The organism is Ruania rhizosphaerae (assembly GCF_009805705.1).
Classification (GTDB): domain Bacteria; phylum Actinomycetota; class Actinomycetes; order Actinomycetales; family Beutenbergiaceae; genus Ruania; species Ruania rhizosphaerae.
In genome coordinates this window covers 73,985-100,653 of sequence record NZ_VSMB01000010.1, presented here as the reverse complement: position 1 = coordinate 100,653, position 26,669 = coordinate 73,985, and the positions used below count along the sequence as shown (strand labels likewise).

Annotated in this window: 25 protein-coding genes and 2 tRNA genes; 9 read left to right on the top strand and 18 right to left on the bottom strand. The window is 67.6% G+C overall.

Annotation, left to right across the window (positions count from 1 at the left end):
• Positions 1-11 precede the first annotated feature (11 nt).
• The 6 genes from FV560_RS14315 to FV560_RS14290 form a co-directional block, all read right to left on the bottom strand.
• Positions 12-1,190: a baeRF2 domain-containing protein gene (locus tag FV560_RS14315; RefSeq protein ID WP_235020145.1), complete on the bottom strand. Its 1,179-nt coding sequence runs from the start codon at positions 1,188-1,190 to the stop codon at positions 12-14.
• A 139-nt stretch (positions 1,191-1,329) separates the two neighbouring features.
• A complete protein-coding gene (clpX, locus tag FV560_RS14310; RefSeq protein WP_159622226.1) occupies positions 1,330-2,613 on the bottom strand; it encodes an ATP-dependent Clp protease ATP-binding subunit ClpX in 1,284 nt (427 codons plus the stop codon).
• A gap of 195 nt (positions 2,614-2,808) precedes the next feature.
• Complete coding sequence (locus FV560_RS14305) at positions 2,809-3,480, bottom strand: ATP-dependent Clp protease proteolytic subunit (RefSeq protein ID WP_159622225.1); 672 nt, start codon at positions 3,478-3,480, stop codon at positions 2,809-2,811.
• A gap of 32 nt (positions 3,481-3,512) precedes the next feature.
• On the bottom strand, positions 3,513-4,127 hold the full coding sequence (locus tag FV560_RS14300; protein WP_159622224.1) for an ATP-dependent Clp protease proteolytic subunit: 615 nt from the start codon (positions 4,125-4,127) through the stop codon (positions 3,513-3,515).
• Between the two features lie 169 nt (positions 4,128-4,296).
• Positions 4,297-5,754, bottom strand: coding sequence for a trigger factor (gene tig / locus FV560_RS14295; protein ID WP_159622223.1), 1,458 nt, complete (start codon positions 5,752-5,754; stop codon positions 4,297-4,299).
• Between the two features lie 172 nt (positions 5,755-5,926).
• Positions 5,927-6,000 (bottom strand) — tRNA-Gly (locus FV560_RS14290).
• A gap of 95 nt (positions 6,001-6,095) precedes the next feature.
• Here FV560_RS14290 and FV560_RS14285 point away from each other — a divergent pair.
• Positions 6,096-6,172 (top strand) — tRNA-Pro (locus tag FV560_RS14285).
• A gap of 266 nt (positions 6,173-6,438) precedes the next feature.
• Here FV560_RS14285 and FV560_RS14280 read toward each other — a convergent pair.
• The 3 genes from FV560_RS14280 to FV560_RS14270 form a co-directional block, all read right to left on the bottom strand.
• Positions 6,439-8,916, bottom strand: coding sequence for an Ig domain-containing protein (locus tag FV560_RS14280; RefSeq protein ID WP_159622222.1), 2,478 nt, complete (start codon positions 8,914-8,916; stop codon positions 6,439-6,441).
• 233 nt (positions 8,917-9,149) lie between these two features.
• A complete protein-coding gene (rpmF, locus tag FV560_RS14275) occupies positions 9,150-9,320 on the bottom strand; it encodes a 50S ribosomal protein L32 (RefSeq protein ID WP_159622221.1) in 171 nt (56 codons plus the stop codon).
• A gap of 87 nt (positions 9,321-9,407) precedes the next feature.
• Complete coding sequence (locus tag FV560_RS14270) at positions 9,408-9,665, bottom strand: type B 50S ribosomal protein L31 (RefSeq protein WP_159622220.1); 258 nt, start codon at positions 9,663-9,665, stop codon at positions 9,408-9,410.
• A 484-nt stretch (positions 9,666-10,149) separates the two neighbouring features.
• Here FV560_RS14270 and cysK point away from each other — a divergent pair, with 484 nt between their 5' ends.
• Together cysK and cysE are read left to right on the top strand one after the other, a co-directional pair.
• A complete protein-coding gene (cysK, locus tag FV560_RS14265) occupies positions 10,150-11,085 on the top strand; it encodes a cysteine synthase A (RefSeq protein WP_159622219.1) in 936 nt (311 codons plus the stop codon).
• Between the two features lie 19 nt (positions 11,086-11,104).
• Complete coding sequence (gene cysE, locus FV560_RS14260) at positions 11,105-11,710, top strand: serine O-acetyltransferase (RefSeq protein ID WP_159622218.1); 606 nt, start codon at positions 11,105-11,107, stop codon at positions 11,708-11,710.
• 11 nt (positions 11,711-11,721) lie between these two features.
• Here the strand turns inward: cysE and FV560_RS14255 are convergent, their stop codons facing one another.
• Entirely contained in the window at positions 11,722-12,066 is a 345-nt protein-coding gene (locus FV560_RS14255) for an MGMT family protein (protein WP_235020138.1), read from the bottom strand.
• Between the two features lie 22 nt (positions 12,067-12,088).
• Here FV560_RS14255 and FV560_RS14250 point away from each other — a divergent pair, with 22 nt between their 5' ends.
• Together FV560_RS14250 and FV560_RS14245 are read left to right on the top strand one after the other, a co-directional pair.
• A complete protein-coding gene (locus FV560_RS14250; RefSeq protein WP_159622216.1) occupies positions 12,089-12,841 on the top strand; it encodes a hypothetical protein in 753 nt (250 codons plus the stop codon).
• A 28-nt stretch (positions 12,842-12,869) separates the two neighbouring features.
• Positions 12,870-13,517 (top strand): DUF6226 family protein, encoded by a 648-nt coding sequence (locus FV560_RS14245; protein ID WP_159622215.1) that lies wholly within the window; start codon positions 12,870-12,872, stop codon positions 13,515-13,517.
• Between the two features lie 14 nt (positions 13,518-13,531).
• Here the strand turns inward: FV560_RS14245 and FV560_RS14240 are convergent, their stop codons facing one another.
• Positions 13,532-13,978: a ribose-5-phosphate isomerase gene (locus FV560_RS14240; RefSeq protein WP_159622214.1), complete on the bottom strand. Its 447-nt coding sequence runs from the start codon at positions 13,976-13,978 to the stop codon at positions 13,532-13,534.
• 50 nt (positions 13,979-14,028) lie between these two features.
• Between FV560_RS14240 and FV560_RS14235 the strand changes: the two genes are divergently transcribed.
• Entirely contained in the window at positions 14,029-16,002 is a 1,974-nt protein-coding gene (locus FV560_RS14235; RefSeq protein ID WP_159622213.1) for a M13 family metallopeptidase, read from the top strand.
• On the opposite strand, the gene FV560_RS14230 is transcribed toward FV560_RS14235, so the two are convergent.
• The 3 genes from FV560_RS14230 to FV560_RS14220 all read right to left on the bottom strand — a co-directional run bounded on the left by FV560_RS14230 (position 16,003) and on the right by FV560_RS14220 (position 18,121).
• A complete protein-coding gene (locus FV560_RS14230; protein ID WP_159622212.1) occupies positions 16,003-16,383 on the bottom strand; it encodes a hypothetical protein in 381 nt (126 codons plus the stop codon). It lies immediately after the preceding gene.
• A gap of 394 nt (positions 16,384-16,777) precedes the next feature.
• Positions 16,778-17,368 (bottom strand): hypothetical protein, encoded by a 591-nt coding sequence (locus tag FV560_RS14225; protein WP_159622211.1) that lies wholly within the window; start codon positions 17,366-17,368, stop codon positions 16,778-16,780.
• Positions 17,369-17,467: 99 nt separating this feature from the next.
• A complete protein-coding gene (locus FV560_RS14220; RefSeq protein ID WP_159622210.1) occupies positions 17,468-18,121 on the bottom strand; it encodes a mycothiol-dependent nitroreductase Rv2466c family protein in 654 nt (217 codons plus the stop codon).
• 97 nt (positions 18,122-18,218) lie between these two features.
• On the opposite strand from FV560_RS14220, the gene FV560_RS14215 reads away from it, so the two are divergent.
• Positions 18,219-18,764, top strand: a complete 546-nt coding sequence (locus FV560_RS14215; RefSeq protein WP_159622209.1) for a GNAT family N-acetyltransferase — start codon at positions 18,219-18,221, stop codon at positions 18,762-18,764.
• 22 nt (positions 18,765-18,786) lie between these two features.
• Here the strand turns inward: FV560_RS14215 and FV560_RS14210 are convergent, their stop codons facing one another.
• Positions 18,787-19,119, bottom strand: a complete 333-nt coding sequence (locus tag FV560_RS14210) for a cupin domain-containing protein (protein WP_159622208.1) — start codon at positions 19,117-19,119, stop codon at positions 18,787-18,789.
• A 120-nt stretch (positions 19,120-19,239) separates the two neighbouring features.
• Between FV560_RS14210 and pepN the strand changes: the two genes are divergently transcribed.
• The gene (gene pepN, locus FV560_RS14205; protein WP_159622207.1) at positions 19,240-21,822 is read left to right on the top strand and encodes an aminopeptidase N; all 2,583 of its coding nucleotides are present in this window, start codon (positions 19,240-19,242) and stop codon (positions 21,820-21,822) included.
• A 4-nt stretch (positions 21,823-21,826) separates the two neighbouring features.
• On the opposite strand, the gene FV560_RS14200 is transcribed toward pepN, so the two are convergent.
• The 3 genes from FV560_RS14200 to FV560_RS20155 all read right to left on the bottom strand — a co-directional run bounded on the left by FV560_RS14200 (position 21,827) and on the right by FV560_RS20155 (position 24,852).
• Positions 21,827-22,291: a PTS sugar transporter subunit IIA gene (locus FV560_RS14200; RefSeq protein ID WP_159622206.1), complete on the bottom strand. Its 465-nt coding sequence runs from the start codon at positions 22,289-22,291 to the stop codon at positions 21,827-21,829.
• A gap of 9 nt (positions 22,292-22,300) precedes the next feature.
• A complete protein-coding gene (gene malQ / locus FV560_RS14195) occupies positions 22,301-24,442 on the bottom strand; it encodes a 4-alpha-glucanotransferase (RefSeq protein WP_200837702.1) in 2,142 nt (713 codons plus the stop codon).
• A gap of 170 nt (positions 24,443-24,612) precedes the next feature.
• Positions 24,613-24,852 (bottom strand): PTS sugar transporter subunit IIB, encoded by a 240-nt coding sequence (locus FV560_RS20155; RefSeq protein WP_193498624.1) that lies wholly within the window; start codon positions 24,850-24,852, stop codon positions 24,613-24,615.
• A 117-nt stretch (positions 24,853-24,969) separates the two neighbouring features.
• Here FV560_RS20155 and ptsP point away from each other — a divergent pair, with 117 nt between their 5' ends.
• Complete coding sequence (gene ptsP, locus FV560_RS14185; RefSeq protein ID WP_159622203.1) at positions 24,970-26,652, top strand: phosphoenolpyruvate--protein phosphotransferase; 1,683 nt, start codon at positions 24,970-24,972, stop codon at positions 26,650-26,652.
• Positions 26,653-26,669 lie beyond the last annotated feature (17 nt).

Here is a 26,669-nt window from a genome sequence, read left to right as displayed (position 1 = left end):
GGTCCCCCATCTTAAGGGCTCGGCTCCTCCGCCTGGGCTGAGGCATGCACGCGCTGAGCATCTCCGCTCTGGGTGAACGCGGTCTCAGCGGGAGTCGCGGCATCGGTCCAGCGCAGCAAGGCAGCCACGCCGTCGGCGACATCGAGCTGCTCGGCGATCGTGATACCTGCCGATTGGTCCGTAGCCGCCCGGCCGAGGGCGAGGTCGGCGCGGACCTGCCTCGGCTCCCCCACGCCGAGGTCGGCGAGTTCCTCCGCCGAGGTACCCAGCTGGAGAGGGGCGTCACCGATCCAGAGCCTGTGCGCAGCGAGCCGCTGACGCGGGGAACTGACGGCACCGACGTCCAGCACCAGCTCAGTCACCTGACCGCGTCGCAGTACGGCGACCACGTCCTCCAGGCCGCTCACCGCTGCGCCCTCGCGGCCGATCTCCTGCTCGACGTGGTCGAGCACCGACTGCCTCCGGCGCATTCGAAAGCCGGTGACGGCCTCGTCCACCGCGGCGGCGAAGGCGCGCGAGTTGACGCCTTCGGTGCGGGCGCCTCCGGGGACGTCCACCAGCACCTCGCGGGCATGCGCGCCGAGGGCCTCCTCGACGTAGGCGGTGGAGCGCACGTCGCCGGTGAGCAGCACCAGATCGGGTTTCTCCCGCGCCATCACCCGGTCGACCTCCGCGGCGACGGTCTCAGCGTTGCGCTCCCACGAATCCTCGGCACGATTGTTGACCCGGTCCCGGGGAAGATCGCGGCTGGGCCGGACCTTGGTGAGCACATCGTGGTCACCGTCGATCTCTCTGTCCTGCAACAGTTGACTGCCCATGACGGCTGACGCCTCGTGCAGTGACAGGTGCGCCCCCGCACGATCTGACTCGACCACGAGGTACCGCGCGGCGGCATCGGCCGCGTATGCGAGCGCAAGAGCGTGGGCGTGGTCGGAGAGGACGGCCCTGCCCTCGGTCGGGGGATCCGGGATGACCCGGTCGAGCAGCACCTCACCACCCGCGGCCACCAGTACCCGGCCGTGCGGACCGTGGACCCAGGTGGGGCGCTCCAGTGCGGCGGCGACCGCGTCGGCGTCGGCCCGCGGCACATCGTCGGCACCATCGAGCGTGACCGAACGTTGCAGGTCGGCCCACCGGTCGAGCACCACCGCGTTGCGACCGTCATCAGAGCGGGTGGCATCAATGACCACGCTCAAGACCGGCGCATGATCCGGGAGAGACAACTGAGGAAGGTCCACCATGGAGACCTCGCTTCCTGATCGGATGCTGGTCCCCTCTAGCGTGCCTCCTCGCGGCGGCGCTCGCGACCTCAGCGGCAAGCGTTGAACCTCAGGCGCTCTTCTCCCGCGGGGTTCGCTTCGACCGAGGCGCCTCACGAGGAACGAGAGTGGGGTTGACGTTCTCCAGCACCACCTCGCGGGTGATGACAACCCGGGCGATGTCCTCACGGCTCGGTACGTCGAACATGACCGGCTGGAGCACTTCCTCCATGATCGCGCGGAGCCCGCGAGCGCCGGTTCCACGCATGATCGCCTGGTCGGCGACCGCCGCGATCGCGTCGTCGGTGAATTCCAACTCCACGCCGTCGATCTCGAACATGCGCTCGTACTGCCTGATGAGGGCGTTCTTCGGCTCGGTGAGGATACGAGTCAGGGCGGGGGCGTCCAGTGGCGTGACCGTGGTCAGCACGGGAAGTCGCCCGATGAACTCCGGGATGAGGCCGAACTTCAGCAGGTCTTCTGGCATGACGTCTTCGATGACGTCAGCCTGGTCGGCCTCACGCAACGGAGCGCCGAAGCCGATGCCTCGACGGCCGGAGCGGCTGGTGATGATCTCGTCCAGCCCGGCGAAGGCGCCGGCCACGATGAACAACACATTCGACGTATCGATCGTGATGAACTCCTGGTGCGGGTGCTTGCGGCCCCCCTGCGGGGGAACGGAGGCCTGTGTGCCTTCGAGGATCTTCAGCAGCGCCTGCTGGACGCCCTCGCCGGAGACATCCCGGGTGATCGACGGGTTCTCGCTCTTGCGTGCGATCTTGTCGATCTCGTCGATGTAGATGATCCCGGTCTCGGCCTTCTTGACATCGAAGTCCGCCGCCTGGATGAGTTTGAGGAGGATGTTCTCGACATCCTCACCGACATAGCCGGCCTCGGTGAGGGCAGTGGCATCGGCGATCGCGAACGGGACGTTGAGCATCCGGGCAAGCGTCTGCGCCAGGTAGGTCTTCCCGCACCCCGTGGGGCCGATGAGGAGAATGTTGGATTTCGCCAGCTCGACGTCGTCCTTCTCGCCCGTGGTCGAAGCGCCCGTGGCGCCGGACTGCACCCGCTTGTAGTGGTTGTAGACCGCAACGGCCAGGGACTTCTTCGCATCCTCCTGGCCGATGATGTACTCCTCGAGAAAATCGAAGATCTCGCGCGGCTTCGGCAGGTCGACCAGACCCAGCTCGTTCGCCTCGGCGAGCTCCTCCTCGATGATCTCGTTGCACAGGTCGATGCACTCGTCGCAGATGTACACGCCGGGACCGGCGATGAGCTTGACGACCTGCTTCTGGCTCTTCCCGCAGAAGGAGCACTTGAGCAGATCGGCGCCTTCACCTACTCGCGCCATCTCTCCTCACTTTCCTGCCGTCGGGGGCCGAGGCACTCGTCGTGATCATTGTGCGCCAAGCACGGCTGGGCGACCAGCCGAAATCCTGCCGTCAGGCGAACCTGCATCCACGATACGTGGCCTGACACATGAAGGCCGGACGGGCCACCGCGTGTCGTGAGTGCGGTGGCCCGTCCGACCCGAAAGCTCCAAGCCTCAGGAGCCCTCGCCGGCCGTCAGTGCCGGTGCCTTGCGGCTGTCGAGCACCTGATCGACCAGTCCGTACTCGAGCGACTGCTGGGCCGAGAGGATCTTGTCGCGCTCGATGTCCTGACGCACCTTCTCCAGATCCGTGCCGGTGTGCTGAGCGAGCGTAGTCTCGAGCCACTCACGCATCCGCATCACCTCGTTGGCGTGGATCTCGATGTCGGAAGCCTGTCCGAAGCCGCCCTCGAGGGAGGGCTGGTGGATAAGGACGCGGGCGTTCGGCAGCGCCAGACGCTTGCCCGGAGTCCCCGCAGCCAGGAGAACGGCCGCCGCTGAGGCGGCCTGACCCAGGCACACGGTCTGAATCTGCGGGCGGATGTATTGCATCGTGTCGTAGATGGCTGTCATCGCCGTGAACGAGCCACCCGGGGAGTTGATGTAGATCGTGATGTCCTGGTCCGGGTCCTGGCTCTCGAGCACCAGCAGCTGGGCCATGATGTCGTCGGCCGAGGCGTCGTCCACCTGCACGCCGAGGAAGATGATGCGGTCCTCGAACAACTTCGTGTACGGGTCCTGGCGCTTGAAGCCGTAGGGGGTGCGCTCCTCGAACTGCGGGAGCACGTAACGCGCCGTCGCCGGCTGCGGGGCCCGGCCACCGAATGCCTGGGGGGAAAGGTTCACAGTTCTCGCTCCTTGGATGTGGTGGGCGGGCGTCAGGACTGGGCCGCGGTCACGGCATCGGAGTCGGAGACCACGTGATCGATGAAGCCGTACTCGCGCGCCTGGTCCGCAGTGAACCAGCGGTCACGGTCGGCGTCGCGGTTGATCTCCTCGGCCGTACGGCCGGTCTGCTCGGCGGTCAGCTCCGCCATCACCTTCTTCATGTGCAGGATCAGCTCCGCATTGATCTTGATGTCGGAGGCCGTACCACCGATGCCGCCGGAGGGCTGATGCATCATCACCCGGGCATGGGGTGTCGCATAACGCTTGCCCTTCGCACCTGAAGAAAGCAGGAACTGCCCCATGGAGGCCGCCATGCCCATCGCGACGGTCGCCACGTCGGGCTTGACGTACTGCATGGTGTCGTAGATCGCCATCCCGGCAGTGACTGAACCACCCGGGGAATTGATGTAGAGGGCGATGTCCTTCTCCGGGTCCTCCGCTGCCAGCAGCAGCATCTGGGCACAGATCTGGTTCGCGTTCTCGTCCCGGACTTCGGAGCCGAGCCAGATGATCCGCTCCTTCAGGAGACGGTTGTAGATGTGGTCGCCCAGTGCCAGACCCTGGGTGTCGCTACCGGCGGCCTGCGGGAAGTCGCTCACGTGCATGCTCCTCGATCGTGGTGATGTCTGCGATGACACTAACGCCGTCGGGAGGTCAGACCTGCCCGCAGCCGCACCTGTTTCGCTGTCGGCGCACGCGTGCTCGGCGGAACGAGAACTGCCCCCGTTCCTGCCAGGGCAATCCTGGAGGCAACGGGGGCAGCTCGAGCGACGGTCAGGCCTTGGCGGCCTCGTCGCCCTCAGACTCGTTCTCGTCGTCGGAGGTGTCCTCGGCAGGCGCGTCCTCAGAGGAGGCGCCCTCGCCCTCGGCAGCGTCCGTCACGTCGACGGTCTCGGTCCCGGCCACCTCATCCTGCGCGGCGGCCGCAGCGGCCGCGGCCTCAGCCGCGTCCTCCTCATCCGATCCGATATAGGCGGACAGGTCGACGTCATCACCGGCAGAGTCGACGACCTTGACCTGGCGCAGTGCGACGGCGAGGGACTTGTTGCGGGTGAGCTCAGCGACGAAGAGCGGGATCTGACCGTTCTCGTCCGCCTGGCGGATGAATTCGCTCGGGTCCTGCTGGGACTGCTGCGCCGTGCGGAGCAGGAACTCCAGGAGCTCGTTCTGTCCGACAGAGACCGACACCTTCTCAGCGAGCGTGTCGAGCAGCAACTGACGCGTGAGTACCGACGTGGTCTCCTCGGTGACCTCTGCACGATGCTCATCATCCTCGAGGCGGCCTTCGTTCTCGAGGTGCTGGTGCACCTCGGCCTCGATCACCTTGGCCGGCAGCGGGAAGTCAGTAGCCTCGACGAGCTGCTCGAGCAGCTGGTCGCGGGCAGTGACGGCGCGGTTGTTCTCCTTGGCCTCGGCCACCTGCGTACGCAGGTTCTCCCGCAACTCGTCCACGGTGTCGAACTCGGAGGCGGTCTGAGCGAACTCGTCATCGACCTCCGGCAGCTCCTGCACCTTGATCGCAGTAGGCGTGACGGTGATCTCCGCCTCCTGACCGGCGCGGTCTCCACCGGCGAGCGGAGCGGTGAAGGTGGCCGTTTCGTCCGCGGAGAGGCCGGTCAACGCCTCGTCCATGCCTTCGAGCATGTTGCCCGAGCCGATCTGGTACGAGACTCCGGAGACCGAGTCGATCTCGTCGTCGCCGATCGTCGCCTTCAGATCGATGGTGACGAAGTCGCCGTCCTGGGCTGCGCGATCGACGCCGGCGAGGGTGGCGTGCTGCTCGCGCAGCGACGTCAGGCGCTCCTCGATGTCCTCGTCGGTGACCTCGGTGGACTCGACGGTGATCGTCAGGCTCTCCAGGTCCGGCAGCTCGATCTCGGGCCGCACGTCCAGCTCGGCGGTGAAGATCAGTTCCTCGGCTTCGTCGGTGAGGCCGGGCACGGCGGTGACCTCGATCTCCGGCTGGCCGAGAGGCTTGAGCTCGGACTCGGTCACTGCCTGGCGGTACAGGCCCGGCAGTGCCTCGTTGATCGCGTGCTCCATGACCGCGCCCTTGCCGACGCGCTGGTCGATGATTCGCGGCGGAACCTTCCCGCGGCGGAAGCCAGGGATGTTCACCTGGGAGGCGATGTGGGAGTACGCGTGGTCCACGCTCGGCTGCAGCTCGGCCAGAGGCACCTCCACGGTCAGCTTTGCCCGTGTGGGCTCGAGGTTCTCGACGGCGCTCTTCACTACGTGCTCTCCACTCGTGGGTCGGCATATGAGGGACACGCCCGCGCGAAGAGAATCTGCGGGCGACGATCGGTCGCGTCCACGAACACCCGGAGCGGGCATGCGAAATCGGACGCAGCCACCTATCGTACGGCACCTGCAGCACGGCCGAGGACCAGCCGCAGAGGAGATCTGGAGCGGGTGACGGGAATCGAACCCGCACCATCTGCTTGGAAGGCAGAGGCTCTACCATTGAGCTACACCCGCAAGGCGTGTCCTAGCGTACCTGCTCTCCGGCAGTGCACGGTCCAAGACACTGCCTCCGACGCCGTAGACTCGTCCCGGCGACCTGCGGGTCGCACCGGGATGTGGCGCAGGTTGGTAGCGCGTCCGCTTTGGGAGCGGAAGGTCGCAGGTTCAAATCCTGTCATCCCGACCATCAGGAGGGCCTGTCATCCGAGGAACGAGGGTGGCAGGCCCTCCTGATATCTGGCTTGCAGGATTTGGGAGGAGCTCGCCCTGGCGAGCGACGGCTCCTGTCATCCCGACCAATGAGTGTGGCCGGTCGCCCGAGGAACGAGGGTGGCTGGCCACACTCATTATCTGGCTTGCAGGATTTGCCGAGGAGCTCGCCCTCGCGAGCGACGGCTCCTGTCATCCCGACCATCAGGAGGGCCGGTCGCCCGAGGAACGAGGGTGACGGGGCTATGCCTGCCTGTGGCGTCCTTGCCGGCTGAGGAAGGCGCCCAGTCCGACCAGGACGATCGCGAGGCTCAGGACTCCACCCACGGTGGTGCCGGTGACAGGCAAGGAGGGGCCGTCGTCGGTGGGTTCCACCACTGGCTCCGGAGCGATCTCGGTGGGTGCGGTCAGGTACTGCACCTCGCCGGATGCACTGAGCCCGGCCGCCACGATCGTGTGGTTACCGAGCTGATCGGGGATCACGAAGGTGGCCGTGAACTCACCGGCCGCATCCGCGGCCGCGCTGCCGAGCACCGTGAGCTCGGAGTACATGCCGAGGCTCACTGGGGCACCGGCAGCGAACCCGGTGCCAGTCACGGTGATCTCCTGGCCGACCGTGGTCCGAGCCGGCACTCCACTGAGCTGACCAGTTGCAACGGGCTCGTCGTCCGGAAGGGTCACAGCGGCGGCGAGCTCGACCGCGACCGTGCCCGCGCGAACAGCATCCGGCGCAGCACCGTTGCTGGCAGTCACCGTGATCGGGTACTGCCCGACGGCGTCCGGCCCGGCTACGCCCGCGAGCGTCGCCGTACCGTCACCGTGATCGGTGAACGTCACCCCCACTGGGAGATCTCCGGTCAGGGTCAGTGTGGTTTCGGGCGGAAAACCGGGAACTGACTCAAGCACGAGCGCGTCCTGCACGCCGGCCACCAGCACGAGGGAGGGTTCTGTGAGGAGTTCAACCGACTGCTGGATCGTGAGGGTGAGTTGCTGCTGCGCCGACAGACCCGCACCGTTACTCGCCACCAACTCCAACACACTCACCCCACCAGCAACCGGAGCCCCCGACAACGTCGCCGAACCATCACCGTGATCCACCAACGACAAACCCTCAGGCAACACCGACTCAGCCCCCACCGTCACCGGCCCAGGAAACCCCGCCGAGACCTCCACCGTGAAACTGCCCACCTCACCAGCAGTAAACGTCACCGCATCCGCACTCGTGAAAGCCGGCGCCTCATCCACAGTGACCGTCAGAGACTGCTGCGCCGACAAACCCGCACCGTTACTCGCCACCAACTCCAACACACTCACCCCACCAGCAACCGGAGCCCCCGACAACGTCGCCGAACCATCACCGTGATCCACCAACGACAAACCCTCAGGCAACACCGACTCAGCCCCCACCGTCACCGGCCCAGGAAACCCCGCCGAGACCTCCACCGTGAAACTGCCCACCTCACCAGCAGTAAACGTCACCGCATCCGCACTCGTGAAAGCCGGCGCCTCGTTCACCGTGACCAGCAGCTCCTGCACGGCGTTCGGTGTGTAGCCGTTCGATGCCGTCACGATGACGGGGTAGGTTCCGCCGGTGGCGGCCTCCGGTGTTCCGGTGATCGCCAAAGTGCCGCTGCCGAGGTCGGAGATCGTGAGGCCGGCCGGGAGCCCGCCGGTGATCGTGACATCCGGTACGGGGTCCCCGGTCGAGGCGATATCGAACGACCCAGCCTCACCGGCGATGAAGGTCGCCGAGTCTTCACTCGTGATGGTCGGTGCAGCCCCGAGGTCGAAGGTGACGACTGGGTCATCGCTGCTGGCGATGTTGGGGCGGCTCGCGAGTCCAGTCACCACATCGGCGGGCACTCCCACCGACACCGTCCCATCCGACGTCAGTGGGCCGACCGTCACCTGATAGACCGATGGCCCACCGCTGACCTGGACGTTGTCCCGTCCTGCCGCGGTGCCCGAGACGGTCAGGTCGGACGCTTCGAGTGCAGTGGCCCCCTCGAGAAACCCATCAGAGGCGAACGAGACCGTGAACTGCACGGAGGTCGGCGCACTCGCGGCGATCGTCGTCGTCGGGGTCGTGACCGTCGGGGTAAGCGGCTCGGTGGGCGTTCCCACGGGTGGAGCCGCCTGCACCCCCTCCATCCTGACCGTGACCGAGTGGCCCTCGTCGTAGGTGCCAGGTGCCCGCAACTCCAGCGTCGCGCTGACAACCCGGGTCACATCGACGTCCTCGTAGCACAGCAACCCCTCGCACAGCAGCGGAAAGCTCGCGTCGAAGTTCTCCGTGGAGGCGATCCCGGAGGAGATGCTGTCCGTACCGCCGTCCGAATCGACCAGCGTCAGCGAGTAGCTGAGCGCAGTGCCACCGTCGTCTGGCGTCCGCTGGATCGAGTCGAAGGCGAAACTGATTCGGGTGTTCGTCCACCCCTCGGTGAGGTCGGTCGGGCCAGGCAACGTGTAGTCGAGTCGCACACTGCCCTGGGTGTTGCCCTGCCCGCCGATCGAGAACACGCCCACGCCACCGGACTCGGTGAACGTCGAGGCCTGGGTACCGCCCATCGCGGGAGAGAGCGTCACCGTCCTCGTGCCGAGCGAGTTCCCGGCGAAGTCGTCGATGACGACCGTGCCGACGGCCGATGCGTTCGGCGCAGTGACGACGCCGCCGAGGCAGACCAGGATTGCAGCGGCAACGACTGCAATCAGCCGCTGCACACAAGTGTGGAAATCAGCACGAGACACCATCGGAACGTCTGCTCCCTGCAGTGGGTGAGTCGACCGGTACTCACATACCCGTCGACGGCCCGGCTCAGCACGCGGCACCAAGCGGATCGTAGCGCAGACCTAGCCGCTCGTATAAGACACGAGGCCAGATCCCCGAACGCGACGAAGCGGCCGCCCCGTCAGGGGGCGACCGCTTCGAGGTTCGCGTGTCGCGAGTGTGAAACTCAGCTCTCGACGTCGACCAGACCGCGCTCGACGGCGCGGGCCAGGCGCCGCGGCACCCGGACCTCACGACCACCGGAGCGGACCGGGACGAGGTCCGCCGCCTTGGTCTTCCACTGCGAACGGCGCGCGCGGGTGTTGCTGCGCGACATCTTGCGCTTGGGAACTGCCATGGCTCTACCTCCCCTTCCGTCGTCGTTGTCTTCCTGCGGCTGGTCCGCCGCAGCATGTACTGCCAGCGCCTACGGGCGCCGGAGAAATCAGGCCTTGTTGCCAGCCTTGGCGTACCGCTGGCGGAACTTCTCGACGCGCCCGGCGGTGTCCATGATCTTCTGCTTGCCCGTGTAGAAGGGATGCGAGGCAGAGGAGATGTCGACGTCGACCACCGGGTAGGTGTTGCCGTCCTCCCACTCGACCGTGGTCTCGGAAGAGATCGTCGACTTCGTCAGGATGGCGAAGTTCGCGGAGATGTCACGGAACACGACCGGCCCGTACTCGGGGTGGATGTCCTTCTTCATGTCTACTTCCTACCTACTTCTCACGCGGTTGCTTCAGTGGTCTGTGCTCTGTGGTCTGCGCTGCGAGCAGCACCGTTCACACGCCTCGTCACGGCACCTCATGACGTCGGGCGGATCGGGCAACCGAGTGGTCACCCGTCGCGGAAGAGCTGGTTCCACGCGGGCATCGGTTCACGGCGCGCCCACGGAATGATACCCATATCTGGCGCTGGACGCCTACTCACCTCTGCGCAGGCGCACCCACGACGACGCAGGTCAGGACCGTAGGTCGGCGACTGTGACGAACAACTCACCCGGGCGTGCCCGTATCGTGGGACAGTCGGCAACCTCCCTTCCCTTGCGCAGAGGCACTGCGAAGATGAGGACGAGCGACGCCCACAGCTCCCCGCGAGCCCGAGCGGCTGTCCGGCCCGCCGGTCCCACCGTTCCCGAGGGTCCAGCCGGCGTCCATACCGAACAACCAGTCAACGAAGGACGAGACCCCATGGCCCGCATCTACGACAACGCTACTGCGCTGATCGGCAACACCCCGCTGGTCCGCATCAACAAACTCACCGAGGGCGCGGGCGCGAACGTGCTCGCGAAGCTCGAGTTCTACAACCCGGCCAACAGCGTCAAGGACCGGATCGGCGTCGCCATCGTCGACGCCGCCGAGGCTGCTGGCGAGCTGCCCGCCGGTGGCACCATCGTGGAGGCCACCAGCGGCAACACCGGTATCGCGCTGGCGTTCGTCGGCGCGGCCCGCGGCTACAACGTCGTGCTGACCATGCCGGAGACGATGTCGAACGAGCGCAAGATGCTGCTGCGCGCCTTCGGTGCCGAACTGGTCCTCACCCCGGGAGCAGAAGGCATGAAGGGTGCGGTCACCCGCGCCGAGCAGATCGCCTCAGAGCGCCCCGGTGCGATCCTGGCGCGCCAGTTCGCCAACGAAGCGAACCCCGCCATCCACCGCAAGACCACGGCCGAGGAGATCTGGGCCGACACCGACGGCGAGGTCGACATCGTGGTGGCGGGCATCGGCACCGGCGGCACGATCACCGGTGTGGGCCAGGTGCTGAAGGAGCGCAAGCCCGACGTCAAGATCATCGCCGTCGAGCCGGAGGAGTCCGCGATCCTCAACGGCGGGCAGCCCGGTCCGCACAAGATCCAGGGCATCGGCGCGAACTTCGTGCCGGAGATCCTCGACACCTCGATCTACGACGAGGTCATCGACGTCAACGCCGAGACCGCCGTCGAGGTCGCCCGACGCGCGGCCCGCGAGGAGGGCCTGCTCGTCGGCATCTCCTCTGGTGCCGCCCTGCACGCCGCCGTCCAGGTGGCGCAGCGCCCGGAGAACGCCGGCAAGAACATCGTGGTGATCATCCCCTCCTTCGGTGAGCGCTACCTGTCGACCATCCTGTACGCCGACCTCGCCGAGTGATCGGGACAAGGTCGCTTTCATGAGTCCGACGCGTCACCTGCGCCTGCGTGAGCTGGTCGCAGAGGATCTCGAGACCGCCCGGCGCCGCGACCCCGCGGCCCGGAGCGGTCTCGAGGTCGCCCTCCTGTATCCCGGCGTCCACGCGCTGTGGTTGCACCGGCTGGCGAACCGACTGTGGGTGACCAATCCGCTGCTCAAGTTGCCCGCCCGGCTGATCTCGCAGGTGGCGCGCGCCGTCACCGGGGTGGAGATCCACCCCGGTGCGGTACTCGGGCGCCGGTTCTTCATCGATCACGGCATGGGAGTGGTCATCGGCGAGACCGCCGAGGTCGGCGACGACGTGCTGATGTTCCACGGGTCCACACTCGGCGGACGGTCGATGAGTGCCGGCAAGCGTCACCCGAGCATCGGAGACCGGGTGGTGATCGGTGCGGGAGCCAAGGTACTCGGCCCGATCGACATCGGGGACGACGTCAAGATCGGGGCGAACGCCGTCGTCGTCAAGGACGTCCCGGCCGCATCCGTGGTCGTCGGCGTCCCGGGGCAGACCCGCCAGGCTCCCCCGTCCAGCAAGGACGACACCGCCGACCCGGCCCTCTACCTGGATCCCGCGATCTACATCTGAGGCCCCGCCCGTCAGGGCTCCTGCTCGCCCGGTTCCCACCCTGCCTCGGAGAGGTCGACGCGGGGCGGATCGTGCGCCGTCATCGACACCCCCTCGTTCCGCAACAGCTCCAATCCACGCCCGGCCACCCGTTCGGCCACGGCACCGCTGGCCGTGACGACGCGCCACCAGGGCACGCCGCCACCGTACTGAGCCATGACGGTGCCGACCGTCCGCGCGCTGCCCTTGCCCGTCAATGCCCTCGCCGCTTCAGCGATCACCCCGTAGGTGGTGGCCCGGCCCGATGGAATCTGCTCGACCAGATCGAGCACCGTCTCCACATAGTCCCCAGGCCCTTGCTCAGCGGCAGTGTTCACCCGCCCTATGATCTCCCATGACATGACGGACAGCGACAGCGCCACTGCGCCGGGCGAGACCTACGTCTGCCCGCACTGCGAGGCCACCCACGAGCACGAGCACGTCGACGAGCGAGCGGTGGTCGACGGCTACCGCCGCACTCTGGCCCGGGCCAGCGCTGCCCGGATGGCGGTGATACTGGTCACCCTCACCGCCGTGTTGCTCGGCTCTCTCGGCCTGCTGGCACTGGCGGGGCTCGGGCTCCTCAGCTGGGCAGTGGTCACCGGCGCCGGATGGGGCGCGGCCGTCGTCGACCTCGCTCGCCGCCCGCACTCTGGAACGCGGATGGGAACGGCGCAGCGCGACGAGCGCCGGTTCGTGCTGGTCTCGGTACTCACCGGCGCCGCGCTCACGCCGCTCGCCGCACTCGGCCTCGCGCTGACAGCCGGCGCAGTCGTCGAGGCGCATCCGCTCACGGTGGCAGGCGCAGCCGCGGCCGGCTGGTTCGCCGGTTCAGCGACCGCCGAGACGATCAGCAACCTCAGGTTGCGCGCTCTACTGGTCGCGGATACCCGCGCCGGAGAGGTGGCCCGGGAAGCAGCAGTGCGGCTGCGCAAGCACACACATGAGTGGCGCGGGCTGGGTACCGCAGCGGCAACCGCCATCGTCGTGGGGATCGAGCTCCTGGTATGCCTGTGGCTGCCGATCCTGGTGATCGTGCTCATACCCCTGCACGTGGCAGTGGCGGCGCTGGTCGGCCGGGCGCAGCAACGCCGCCCGCTCCCCCTCCCCTAGAGCCGATCGAGTACGAGAGGCTGGGTGGGTGAGCACCTACCGACGCCCGCCGATCGATGCGCCGGTCTTCCGCGACACCGACGGTCGGGTTATCGACTACGGGAACCGGTGGTTCGATCATCCCCCGGAGGAGACCTACTCCGTGGTCACGCACCCGGATCGATTCGCACCGCTCCACGCGATCGGCGACGCACTGATCGCCCACCTCCAGGAGAACTATGACGTCGAAACCGACGAGGGTGAGGAGACGGCGCTGGACCTGCTGACGTCAGCCCGAGCCGAGGTGGTGCGTGCGGTGCGGATCCGGCCGAACGATCCGGCCTGCGCATCGTTGACGTTCGTGTTCACTGCCTTCCCCGGCATCTTCCTGCACGCCGGCCTGCTGCACGACTTCCATCTCCCGGTCTGCGGCTGCGATGCGTGCGATTCCACGTGGTCCGAGGAAGCGGACACTGTGGAGCGTCTGGTGTTGGCGGTGGTCAACGGGCACTACCGGGAGGGCATCGGGGAAGGTAGCCAGCCCTGGGTCGACTTCGGCCTCACCTATCCTGACGGCGCGAGCTCAGGGTCGTCGAATTCAGACGATCTCCCCATCGAGCGTCTCCGAGCCGCTCAACCACTCCTGCGGACTGTCTCCGACGGGTGGGCTGCCTGGCCCCGGCGGACCTCCGCCTAGTCAGAACGAAGCGCTCAGCGCGCCTCGTACTCGGCCAGCTGGTCAATACGCCGCTGGTGGCGTTCGTCGCCGGAGAACGCCTCAGCCACGAAGGCATCGACAATCGCCAGGGCATCCGCGGTGCTGTGCTGGCGGGCCCCGACCGCGACGACATTCGCGTTGTTGTGCTGGCGCCCCAGGCGAGCAGTCTCCACGTTCCATGCGAGGGCGGCCCGCACTCCCGCGACCTTGTTGGCAGCAATCTGCTCTCCGTTGCCGCTCCCGCCGATCACCACTCCGAGCGAACCCGGGTCCGCGACCACGGCTTCACCGGCTGCGAAACAGAAGGCAGGGTAGTCGTCCAGAGCGTCGTAGGCATGAGCTCCGTGGTCGGTCACGTCGTGCCCGCTGCTGCGTAGGTGGTCGGCGAGTACGGCTTTGAACTCGAACCCGGCGTGGTCGGCGGCGAGGTGAAGGCGCATGCGGTCATTGTGCCGCACAGGAGGTCGCTCCTCACGGGTATGTTCGGAGGATGAGCATCATCTCCGAAGCTGACGCCGCTGCCATGGACCACTCCGTCCGTCCGCAGGACGACCTGTTCCGCCACGTCAACGGCACGTGGCTGGACTCGCACGAGATCCCAGCCGACCGTGGGCGGGACGGCACCTTCCACCAGTTGCACGATCAGGCCGAGCAACACGTGCGAACCCTGATCACTGAGGCTGCCGACGTCCCGGCCGATGATCCGGCCGGGGACGAGGCAGCGAAGATCGCAGCCGTCTACGTCTCGTTCATGGCGACCGAACGAGTGGACGCCCTCGGTATCCTCCCCCTTGCGGCCGACCTGGAACTGGTGACGGCGGCGCACACGAAGGATCAGCTCACCCGCGCACTCGGGACGCTGCAGCGCACGGGCGTCGGCGGCGTAGTCGAACCGTTCATCGATGTCGATTCCGACGACCCCAGCCGGTACATCGTCTATCTCGAGCAGTCCGGTCTCGGGATGCCCGACGAGGCGTATTACCAAGCGGAGGAGCATGCGGCCGTCCGAGCTGCCTACATCCCACACGTGGCTGCGATGCTCGCCACCGCGGGTGTGGTGACCGAGGCTGAAGCACACGGCGCTGCCGAGCGGGTGATGGCCCTGGAGACCAAGCTGGCCGGCGCGCACTGGGACCGGGTGCGGTGCCGCGACGCCCAGGCCACCTACAACCGGATGACGCTGGCCCAGCTGAGCGAACTCGCCCCGGAGTTCGACTGGTCCACCTGGGTGAGCGCCCTGGGAGGCGAGGAGTCCACGCTGGCGGAGGTCGTCGTCCGGCAGCCGGAGTTCCTCGCCGAGCTCTCGGCGGCGTGGGCGAACGAGCCGACCGACCTGTGGCGGCTGTGGCTGACGTGGCGGGTGGTGCGTGCACGTGCCCCGTACCTGCACAGCGAACTCGTGGAGGAGAACTTCGACTTCGTCGGCCGGACCCTCACCGGCGCCCCGGAGATGCGCGAACGGTGGAAGCGGGGCGTGAGCCTGGTACAAGGTGTGCTCGGGGAAGCCGTGGGCAAGCTGTACGTGGCCCGGCACTTCCCGCCCGAGCACAAGGAGGCCATGCGGGTGCTGGTGGCCGACCTGGTGGAGGCCTACCGGCGCTCGATCAACGACCTGGACTGGATGAGCCCAGCCACTCGTCAGAAGGCCCTCGACAAGCTCGAGGCGTTCACCCCGAAGGTCGGCTACCCGGATAAGTGGCGCGACTATTCCGGCCTTGAGGTCGCCAGCGACGACCTGCTCGGCAACGTCCGCGCAGCGCACGCGTTCGAGACCGACTACGAGTTGAACAAGCTCGGCGGGCCGATCGATCGTGACGAGTGGTTCATGTCCCCGCAGACGGTGAACGCCTACTACAACCCATCGATGAACGAGATCGTCTTCCCGGCGGCGATCCTGCAGCCCCCGTTCTTCGACGCCGACGCGGACGATGCCACGAACTACGGCGCAATCGGCGCAGTGATCGGGCATGAGATCGGGCACGGATTCGACGATCAGGGCAGTCGGTACGACGGCACCGGTCGCCTGCTCGACTGGTGGACTGAGGACGACCGGGCTGAGTTCGACACCCGTACCCAGGCCCTGATCGCGCAGTACGACGTCCTCTCCCCCAGCGAGCTGGACGATTCCCATACCGTGAATGGCGCCCTGACGGTCGGCGAGAACATCGGCGACCTGGGCGGTCTCGGTATCGGCATCAAGGCGTTCCGGATCGCGAAGGAGCGCAGCGGCGAGGAGCCTACGCAGGAGGAGATGCAGCGGCTGTTCCTCGCGTGGGCCCGGTGCTGGCGTACGAAAGCCCGCGAGCAGGAGGCACTACGGCTGCTCTCGATCGACCCCCACTCCCCCGACGAGATCCGCTGCAACGCCCCCGTACGCAACCTGGACGAGTTCGTCGACGCGTTCGACGTGCAGCCGGGCGACGGGCTGTGGCTCGACCCTGACGAGCGCGTCCGGATCTGGTGATCAGTTGCGGGCCGGCAATCCGGCCCGCAGCCACCCCTGGAATCCCCCGACGGCGTAGCTCACCCGGGCGAGCTCGAGTTCGGCAAGCGCCTCGGCTGTCTCCCGTGCCAGCTGTCCATCCTCGCTGAGCAGGATCACCGGCCGCGAGTCGGTGGAGTTGAGCAGATGTCCGAGCAGCTCTTGCGGCGCGAGGACGGCAGCCGCGAGGTCAGGGTGCACCTCACCGGTAGCGTGCTGGTCACCCAGGTCGACCAGCAGCGCACGCTCGTAGAGGGCTGCCTGGTAGGCGGCGCGGACTGAGATCGCGGCGCTGCCTGGCTCAGTCTGGGTGGGGCGGGCGGAGAGGACGACGTCCCAGGTGGTGCCGGTGGTGACGGCCATGTGCATGTGCTCCTGATGGGTGGGCGGGTGCGGGGCGAGTCAGCGACGGCGACAGGTGTCGCACATCGCGGCGCTGCTCATCGAGCGACAGCGCATTCGCCCCGGCATTCGCGCCGGTGCCCCCATCAGGGCGTGCTCGACCCGCGCACCGGTGGCCACGAGGTCGAGGAACATGAGAAGTACTTCACCACATCGACCGGCGGCGCCGGGCAAGCCCACCACTTGTCTCATCAGATGGGACGCGGGGCATGCCCGTCGCGTCCGACACACCGGAGGCAGACTGACAGACCGTCGTCCCCTGCCGTCAGTGGGTCAGTCTGCGGAACCTTAGTCAGACGGACGGCGCGGCGCACCACGGGAACCACACCAGTGCCACGTCACCGGTAGAGGAGATTCAGAAGGTTCGGGTACCTCCGCGCGCGATCTGGAACCCGTGCCCGGTGGTGATGGACCGGCAGACGGGCCCGTCCCTCGTGCTCTCACACAGGATGTCGCCGACGCGCGTCGCCTGACCGTAGTCGAGCTCGGTGAGGTCACCGGGCTGTTCGGGTGCCGCACCGCAGACAGGCGTGGCGCCGTCGGCGGAGACCTCCCACCGGTACCCGGAGTCGTCGGCGGCACAGTCATCGATGCTCGGCGGCGAGTACGAGAAGGACTCGATCACGCACGACGCGGCGTCATTGCCGAGCTCGCACCAGATGTTGCCGCTGGGCAACATGAAACCAGCCACGTCGAGCACGTCTTCGGGTACGTCGACCTGCGGGGCATCGGTGGTCTCACCACTGTCGCTCCCATCGTCACCGGCTCCTGCTCCATCGGTCGCCGCGGCCCCGCCCGTCGCGGTGCCGGCGTCGCCGGTGGGGTCCTCCCGCGCAGCGCCGCTGTCCGGCCAGGTGACCAGAATGATCACCAAAGCCACGATCAGCAGCGCGTCCACGCACACGAGTGCGACACCCCATGGTCCAAGGCCGCCGCGCTGGGCCATCGATCCTCCGTCGTCCGGTTCCGAATGCTCGTCTACGGTAGCGGCCGGAGACCATGCGGACGACCTGACCGGAACTCACCCCGGAGGCCGAGAGAACTCTCAGTCGAAGATCGGCCCCTGGGAGCGGGTGCGCTTGATCTCGTAAAAGCCGGGATAGGCAGCCACGGCCACCACGCCGTCCCACAGTTTGCCGGCTTCCTCACCCTTGGGTGCGGGGGTGATGACCGGGCCGAAGAACGCCGTGCCGTTGAAGGCGACGACCGGCGTGCCGACGTCCTCACCGACGCGCGAGATGGCTGCGGCGTGCGAGGCGCGCAGGGACTCGTCGTGCTCGTCGGAGTCCTCGAACCGGATCAGATCGGCGGGAAGACCCACCTCAGCAAGCGCCTCGACCAGCACCTCATGCCGGTCGTCGCCGCGGCCTCCCGGGTGGAAACGTGTGCCGATCGCGTCGTAGAGCGGCTTGACCCACTCTTCGCCGTGCAGCACCCGGGCAGCGTTGATCACCCGCACGGGGCCCCAGGCCTTCGTGAGCATCGCCTTGTACTCCTCGGGCAGCTCGTCCCGCCCCTCGTTCAGGACCGACAGGCTCATGATGTGCCAGCGGACAGAGATATCACGGACCTTCTCCACCTCGGTGATCCAGCGGGAGGTCATCCACGCCCACGGGCAGGCGGGGTCGAACCAGAAGTCGGCGACGTCTGTGTGCGTGGCATCGGCCGAATCAGAGGCGGCCTGGGCGGCAGTGCTCATCGAATCTCCTTCGTCAGGTCGAGACATGTCCATTGTCGCCAACCGAGAACGACCGTCCGACATTCCGCGAGGGTGAGGTGGCTGGGATGATCGCCGGATGCGTCTTACGTGGCCGTCCGAGGCACCCTCAGCAGGATCGGTCCTGCTGCGCCCCTGGAGAGCGATCGATGCCCGCCTGGTGGCCGAGTTCGCTTCCGACTCCTACATCCCCACCATCGGGTCCGTGCCTGCGCAGGTCGACGACGACAAGGCCGCGGCGTGGATCTCGCGCCAGCTCGCCCGGGCCGAGCAAGGGACGGGCTACTCGTTCGCCGTGGCCGACAAGCGCACCGATCGTGCGGTCGGCCATGCTGGTCTCTCCCTGCGAGCCCTCGACAGCGGCCGGGCTGTAGGCGGCTACTCGATCTCGCCACCATGTCGTGGACGCGGGTACGCCAAAGACGCACTGATCGCGCTGACGGGCTTCGGCTGGAGCATCCCGGCGCTGCACAGAATCGAGCTGTACATCGAGCCGTGGAACATTGCCTCCATCCGTACGGCCGAGCGTGCCGGCTACCTGCGGGAGGGCCTGCTCCGCTCGCACCAGGAGATCGACGGTGTGCGACGCGACATGGCGCTCTATGCCGCGCTCCGACCCGGGTAGTCAACCGGCCGGGGAGGCACGCTCAGACGAAATCCTCGCGCATCGGTGTGAACAGGTCGAGCAGCACTCCCGCCTCACGGCAGCGGCACCCGTGCTCGACGTTGCTCGCCTTGAGCATCGAATCACCGGCTCTGACGGTCTTGACGACGCCATCGATCTCGAACTCGAACACCCCGCTGACGACATAGGTGATCTGGGTGTGCGGGTGGTGGTGGAGCGGCCCGACTGCTCCGGTCTCGAACGTGTTCTCCACGCACATCATCGCCTGGTCGTAGGCGAGCACCCGGCGGGTGACCCCGCCGCCTGCCTCAGTCGCCTCGACGTCGTCGCGAAAAACCCACCGTTGATCGATCATGGACCCACCCTATGGCCGGGTGCCGCTCCCGTGGCGGTTGGTGATGGCAGGATCGTGTCACTGCGCTACCGGCCGGGGTAGCACACCCCGATCTGCCCGCATCGATGAGGAGCAACGTTCGTGCCTGGAGAGAACCTCACCCGTATCGAAGCTGCTGAACGGGCCGCGACGGTCCAACCCGCCGCCTACGAGGTAGCGCTCGATCTCATCGGGTCCGAACCGACTTTCCGCTCGAGGACGCGAGTGCGGTTCACTGCCACCCCTGGAGCGAGCACGTTCATCGACCTGATCGCGCCGGCTGTGCACGAGATCGTGCTGAACGGAGTCTCGCTGGACCCGGAGTTGGTGTTCGCCGACTCACGGATCCAGTTGAACGGCCTCCGGGCCGAGAACGAACTCCACGTGGTGGCCGACTGCGCCTACATGAACACCGGGGAGGGACTGCACCGGTTCGTGGACCCCGTGGACAAGGAGGTCTACCTGTACTCCCAATTCGAGGTGGCTGACACCCGGAGAATGTTCGCCGTCTTCGAGCAGCCCGACCTCAAGGCCACCTTCCAGTTCACGGTCACCGCGCCCGAGCACTGGGAGGTGGTCTCCAACGCTCCCACTCCCGCACCCCGCGCGGCCCACGACGGCGCAGCCACCTGGGTCTTCCAGCCCACCGGGATTCTGCCGTGCTATGTCACCGCCCTGGTCGCCGGCCCTTACCACCGGGTCGAGAGTGAGCTCACCTCCCGTGACGGTCGCACCGTCCCGCTGGGAGTGTTTTGCCGGGCATCCCTCGCCGAGCACCTGGATTCCGAGAACATCATGGAGGTCACCCGCGCCGGGTTCGCCTTCTTCGAGACGGCCTTCGACATGGCCTACCCGTTCGAGAAGTACGACCAGTTGTTCGTACCGGAGTTCAACGCCGGTGCGATGGAGAACGCCGGCTGCGTGACCCTCGTGGAGAACTACATTTTCCGGTCGAAGGTGCCCGAGGCCACGATCGAACGACGAGCCGTCACGATCCTGCACGAGCTCGCGCACATGTGGTTCGGCGATCTGGTCACCATGCGCTGGTGGAACGACCTGTGGCTGAACGAGTCGTTCGCCGAGTACGCCTCCACGCTGGCCACCGCTGAAGCCACGCGGTGGACACAGGCGTGGACCACCTTCAGTTCACTGGAGAAGTCGTGGGCCTACCGGCAGGACCAGCTGCCCACCACCCATCCCATCGTGGCCGAGATCAACGACCTCGAGGACGTCGAGGTCAACTTCGACGGCATCACCTACGCCAAGGGCGCCTCGGTGCTCAAGCAGCTCGTCGCGTGGGTAGGGCAAGAGGACTTCCTCGCCGGCGTGCAGGCGTACTTCCGCAAGCACGCCCACGGCAACACCGAGCTGCGCGATCTGCTCGCCGAGCTGGAAACCACCAGTGGTCGCGACCTGAGCGCTTGGTCACGCGTGTGGCTGCAAGAGTCAGGCGTGACCACACTGCGTCCGCAGATCGAGGTGGACTCCATGGGCAGGATCGCCTCCTTCTTCATCAGCCAGGAGGCTCCCGACGAGCACCCGGCTCTGCGCCCGCACCGCATCGCCGTCGGCGGCTACGACATCGATGCCGAGGGGCATCTGCGGCGCACCCACCGGGTCGAACTCGACATCGACGGGGCAAGCACCCCCGTGCCGGACTTCGTCGGGATCGACCGACCGCAGCTGATCCTGGTCAATGACGACGACCTGGCGTACGCGAAGATGCGCCTCGACGAGAACTCGCTCACGACGGCGACCCAGCACCTGCATGCCTTCACCGATTCCCTCCCCCGTTCGCTGGTCTGGAGCTCCGCATGGGACATGACCCGGGACGGGGAGTGGCCGGCACGTCGCTTCATCGACCTGGTGACGGACAACATCGGCGCCGAGACCGACTCCACCATGGCGTTGGTGCTATTGCGCCAACTCGCCACTGCGGTGACCTTCTACACCGACCCAGCGGACGTCGACCGGGTCAGGGCCACCGTCGCGGATCGACTCTGGGACCTCGCCAACGCAGCCACACCTGGGTCGGACAGTCAGTTCCAGCTCCTCAAGGCGTTCGCGACCCACGCGACCACCGCCGCGCACCGGGCCGCACTGACCCGGATACTCGCCGACAAGACAACCCTCGAGGGTCTGACGGTGGACACCGATCTGCGGTGGGAGCTCCTGAGCAGGATGGCAACCTTGGGAGCGGTCGGCGAACGCGAGATCGCGGCCGAGGAGAAGCGTGACTCCACTGCGGCTGGACGCAGGGCCGCGGCAGCAGCCCGGTCATCCCTGCCGACGAGGGAGGCGAAGGAGGCCGTCTGGGCGTCCGTGGTGGACGCCGACGACCTCCCGAACGCCGTCCAGAGCGCTTTGATCGGTGGCTTCACGCGAGTGCACGGGCAGGCGGGCCGAGCCCTGCTGGCCGGCTTCGCGGATCGCTACTTCGAAGCGATCGAAGGAGTCTGGGCCAAGCGCACGAACGAGATCGCCCAGAACATTGTGGTGGGTCTGTACCCCTCCCGGATCGCCGATATCGACACCTCGACCGGAGTGGACGTGCTCGCCCGCACCGACGCCTTCCTCGATCAGCTCGGCGACCGGAGGCCGGCGCTGCGCCGCCTGATGGTGGAGAACCGTGACACGGTGCGACGAGCCCTGGCCGCACAGCAGGTGGACCGTTCGGCGGGCTGAGCCCTCACTCGATCCACTCCAGCAGCGACTCCCCCGCCTGGACGGACCCGCGGGGGCCGATACGTACCGCCTCCGACACCGCTTCCAGGGCGACCACCGGGCACACGGGCGAGCGGCCGCCGTCGGCAATCTCCCGTGGCGAGAAGGTGACCATCCGCTGGCGTCGTTCCACACTCTCGCCCTCGGCCACGTGCACGGTGAAGCCCTCGCCGCCGAGCTGGACCGTGTCGACACCCAGGTGCACCAGCACCCCCTGACCTGACGCGGCGACCACCACGAAAGCGTGCGGGTGCAGTTTCAGGATGCGCCCGGAGATCGGGGCGAGCACGTCCACGGGGTCGCCAGCGGCGGCAGCCAACGGGTCAATCGCGGCCCCGGGTCCGACGATCTCCTGCGCAAAGACCGGGTCCGGAACCTGGGACATCGCCATCACGTCTCCTGAGACCGGGGCGAGCACATGCAGCGTCATCGGCCGTCCTCACCCGCGTTCGCGAAGCTCGTGGGTCAGGGCCGTCACCAGCGACGCGAACCGGGCATTGCCCGGAAGATCCTCGACGAGCACAGCCTGTTCGGCACCGTCGGCCAAGGGGATCTTCCAGTTCGGGTACTCGGTGTCGGTGCCGGGCTGGTTCTGAGCGCGGCGCTCACCCACCGCATCGGCGAGCGAGACCCCCACCAGGACGGCGGGAGTCTGGGCGACGTAGCGGTGTAAGGCCTCGACGATCTGGCGCTCCGTGGGATCGGCGGGCAGCAGGAACCGCTCACGCAACCCCTGGAGCATGCGTTCTCGCTCGATTCGTGCGGCCAGTCGTACGCGTTCCACCGGTTCAGTCAGCAGTCCGAGGCGGTGCCGCAGATCGACGTGTTCCTCAGCGAGGTATCCGGCCGTCGGGGGCAGGTCGTGGGTGGTGACGGTGGCAAGGACCAGTTCGCGGTAGTCCTCCGGCGGCCTGGGACGAGCATCCTCCTGTTCGAACCACAGCACCGAGGTGCCCAATACCCCCCGTTCGCTCAGGTAGTCGCGCACCCACGGTTCGACCGTTCCCAGGTCTTCACCGATCACCACGGCCCCGGCCCGGTGTGCTTCCAGTGCCAGCACGCCGACCATCGCCTCGTGGTCGTAGCTGACGTAGGTGCCCTCTCCCGCGCTGCAGCCGTGGGGTATCCACCACAACCGGAACAGGCCCATGATGTGGTCAACCCGGAGCGCACCCGCGTGACGCAGTGCGGTACGGACCAGATCGCGCACGGGGGCATACCCCACGTCGGCGAGTGCATCGGGCCGCCACGGCGGCTGGGACCAGTCCTGCCCCTGCTGGTTGTACATGTCCGGCGGCGCACCGACCGACATCCCCCGGGCGAGCACGTGCCGCATCGACCACGAGTCGGCCCCTTCCGGGTGCACGCCGACCGCCAAGTCCTGCATGACTCCGATGCGCATACCGGCCTCACGCGCGACCCGCTGGGCCCGGGCCAGCTGCTCATCGGCCACCCACTGCAGCCAGCAGTGGAAGGTGACCCGTTCGGCCAGCTGACGACGCAGCGCGGCAATCGCACCAGAGGTGGCGCCGTCGGTGAGCGGCCACTCGTCCGAGCTGAAGGACTCCCGGGCGGCGCACCACAATGCGAAATCTTCCAGCCCCTGTCCCTGTTCAGCGCGGAACCGGTTGAACTCGCCCTGGCGGGAGCGGCTTCGGCCCGCGGCGAAGATCGTCTCGAGTGCCGACCTCTTCTCTTGCCAGACCGCATCCCGGTCCAAGGGCGAGGTATCGGTGTTCATGACCTGCACCGACTGCGCTCCCCACTCCAGGAGCGTGCGCTGATTGTTGGGCAGGTACGCCGCCTCGGCTACCTCTTCGGGACGGATGTAGATCGGGTTGACGAACCGTCTCGTCGCCGGCAGGTACGGGGAGGGCGTCATCGGCACGCTCGGCTCGGCTGCATGAACCGGGTTGATGAGCAGGAAATCCGCCCCCACCTCGGCCCCGAGCGCCCCGAGCTCAGCCAGGTCCGCAAAGTCCCCGATTCCCCACGAGCGATGAGAGCGCACCGAGTACAACTGCGCCATCAGTCCCCATCCGCGGCCGCCGAGATCCTCCCGCAACGGCGGGAGCGGGAGCGTGACCGGGGTGACGGCCAACGGCGCACGACTCTCCTCGTCGAGACCGACCACCACCACCAGCTCATGCCATCCCAACGGCAAATCGTCCGGCAGGATGAAGGTCGCTTCGCCAACGGACCGGCCGTCGATCGTTCGCGGCTCGACCCAGCGATCCGACTGTGCGAGCTCGACGGATCCTGCGGACTCGAGCACCACATGTGCCCGCACGGCCATACCGTCGTCGACATGGACGGGCACAGTGGCCTCGGTGCCCTGCCTGATCACCACACACGGAGGCAGCACACGGCGCCACGGCGCGAGATCGGCGCGGGAGCGCTCGGCGAGGATTTCCTCAGCGGAGCCGGTTCGCACCCCCATCGCAGCGAGCACAGCACGCACCGTGGCGGCCGGGACGTCGCGGTGCTCCCCGTGGAAATCCCAGAAGTCCGTCGCGACCCCGTAGGCGGCCGCGAGCGCACGCAAGTCTTCGCTCAAGGCACCAGTGCTCTCTTCGGTCACGGCGTGGTCCAACGCTCCCCATCAGTCGGTTCGGCGGCACGGTGGTCCGCTCCTGACATCGATCCGGCTCACCATGATCTGCTTGGCCCGATCCTGCCAGAGACGCCGCCTGCGGGCGCGTCGGCACCAGCTGGTGATATCAGCACCACACGCCGACCGCTTCCGCCGAGTCAGGCCCCGGAGCGCAACCCGTCAATCTCGGCGGCGAGATCATCCGCCTCCGGCCCGACCACGACCTGCACCACGCGACCGGACCGCACCACACCGAAGGCACCATGTGAACGTAGGCCGTCCTCGTTCACGAGCCCCGGGTCGGTCACCTCGACCCGCAACCGCGTGATGCACGGCTCCAGGTCGACCACGTTCTGGTCGCCGCCCAGTGCCGCGAGGAACTCCTCAGCCTTGGTCACGTCCACTCCTTCTTCGTCGATGCGATCGCTCTGTGATACATCCCACTCTACAACCGCATGGCCCTGGGCACTGCCCACCAGCACAATGATCAGCAACCAACGACGGGGAGGCGATCCATGACGCACGGCGACCATCCGGTGGGCATCTCGGGAGCAGGTGTCTCACCAGGGCGCGCCGCCGGTCCGGCGGTGTGGATGACCAGTGCCGCCGGTGAGCCGCCCAAACGGCGCAGCTCGGCCGATCCCGAGGTCAGTGCTGCGGCCATCGCGGATGCGGCCAGCGCCGTCGGGAGGGACCTGGCCGACCGAGCGGAGGCGACCGACGGCACGGCACGGGATGTGCTGGAGGCCACAGCCCAGATCGCCCAGGATCCGACGCTGGTGCGGGACGCCCAGCAGCGGGTGCGTGCGGACAGGGTCAGCCCCGAGCGGGCAGTCTGGGAGGCTGCGGGGGCGGTCGCCGACCAGTTCGAGTCGCTCGGCGGCTACCTCGCCGAACGTGCGCGCGACGTGATCGACGTGCGGGACCGGATCGTGGCGTACCTGCTGGGCGCGCCCACGCCGGGAGTGCCACGCCGGGAGGAACCGTTCATCCTCGTCGCCCGCGACCTCGCTCCAGCCGATACGGCGCAACTGGATCCGGAGATCGTCCGCGGTCTCGTCACCGAAGAGGGCGGACCCACCTCACACACCGCGATCCTCGCCCGGGCGATCGGCATCCCCGCCGTCGTCGGTATCGGGGAGGCAGTCGAGCAGATCAGCACCGACATGGTCGTCCTCGTCGACGGTGGGGCCGGTCAGGTTTACCTCGACCCGTCCGAGGAAGCGGTCGCTGCAGCCCGCGAGCGCACTACCGTGCGCACGTTCACTCCCCCGGGCACCACGAAGGACGGTCATCGGGTGGAGCTGCTCGCGAACGTCGGGGAGGCGGAAGACGCCGAGCCCGCCGCGGCTTCGGGAGCCGAGGGGGTGGGCCTGTTCCGGACTGAGTTCTGCTTCCTGGACCGTGACGACGAGCCGACCATCGACGAGCAGGTCGCCGCCTACGGGCCCGTGATGGCGGCGTTCGCGGGAAAGAAGGTGGTCATCCGCACCCTGGACGCCGGGGCGGACAAGCCACTGCCGTTCCTGACAGATACCGACGAGACCAACCCCGCGCTGGGTGTGCGCGGCTACCGCACGTCATGGCAGAACCCCGACGTCCTCGATCACCAGCTGACAGCGATCGCCCGGGCAGCGGACGAGTACGAGGCGGACGTGTGGGTGATGGCTCCGATGATCAGCCGGGTGGCCGAGGCCGAGGACTTCGTGGCTCGCTGCACGGCACATGGGCTCCGCACTGCCGGGGTGATGGTCGAAGTGCCCAGCGCAGCCTTGCTGGCCGGCCCCCTGCTGGCACGCGCTGCTTTCGCCTCGATCGGGACCAACGACCTCGTGCAGTACACCCTGGCGGCCGACCGGCTCCTCGGTGCGCTCGCGCCCCTGTCTACGCCATGGGACCCGGCGGTACTGCGGCTCATCCAGCTCACGTGCACGGGCGGACAGGCGCAGGGGCGCCCTGTCGGGGTCTGCGGAGAGGCCGCCGCCTCGCCGGCTCTGGCGGCCGTACTCGTGGGACTCGGCGTCGCGAGCCTGTCGATGACACCGCGGGCGCTGGGGGACGTGGCTGCCCTGCTCGGCGCAGTGACCCACCAGGAGTGCCAGGCGGCAGCCGGGCTCGCCCTCGCCGCAGACAGTGCGGACGATGCGCGGCGTGCGGTACGTGAGGCGCTCCCGGTGCTTGCCGACCTGGCGCTGTAGCAGGAACGGCGCCTGCG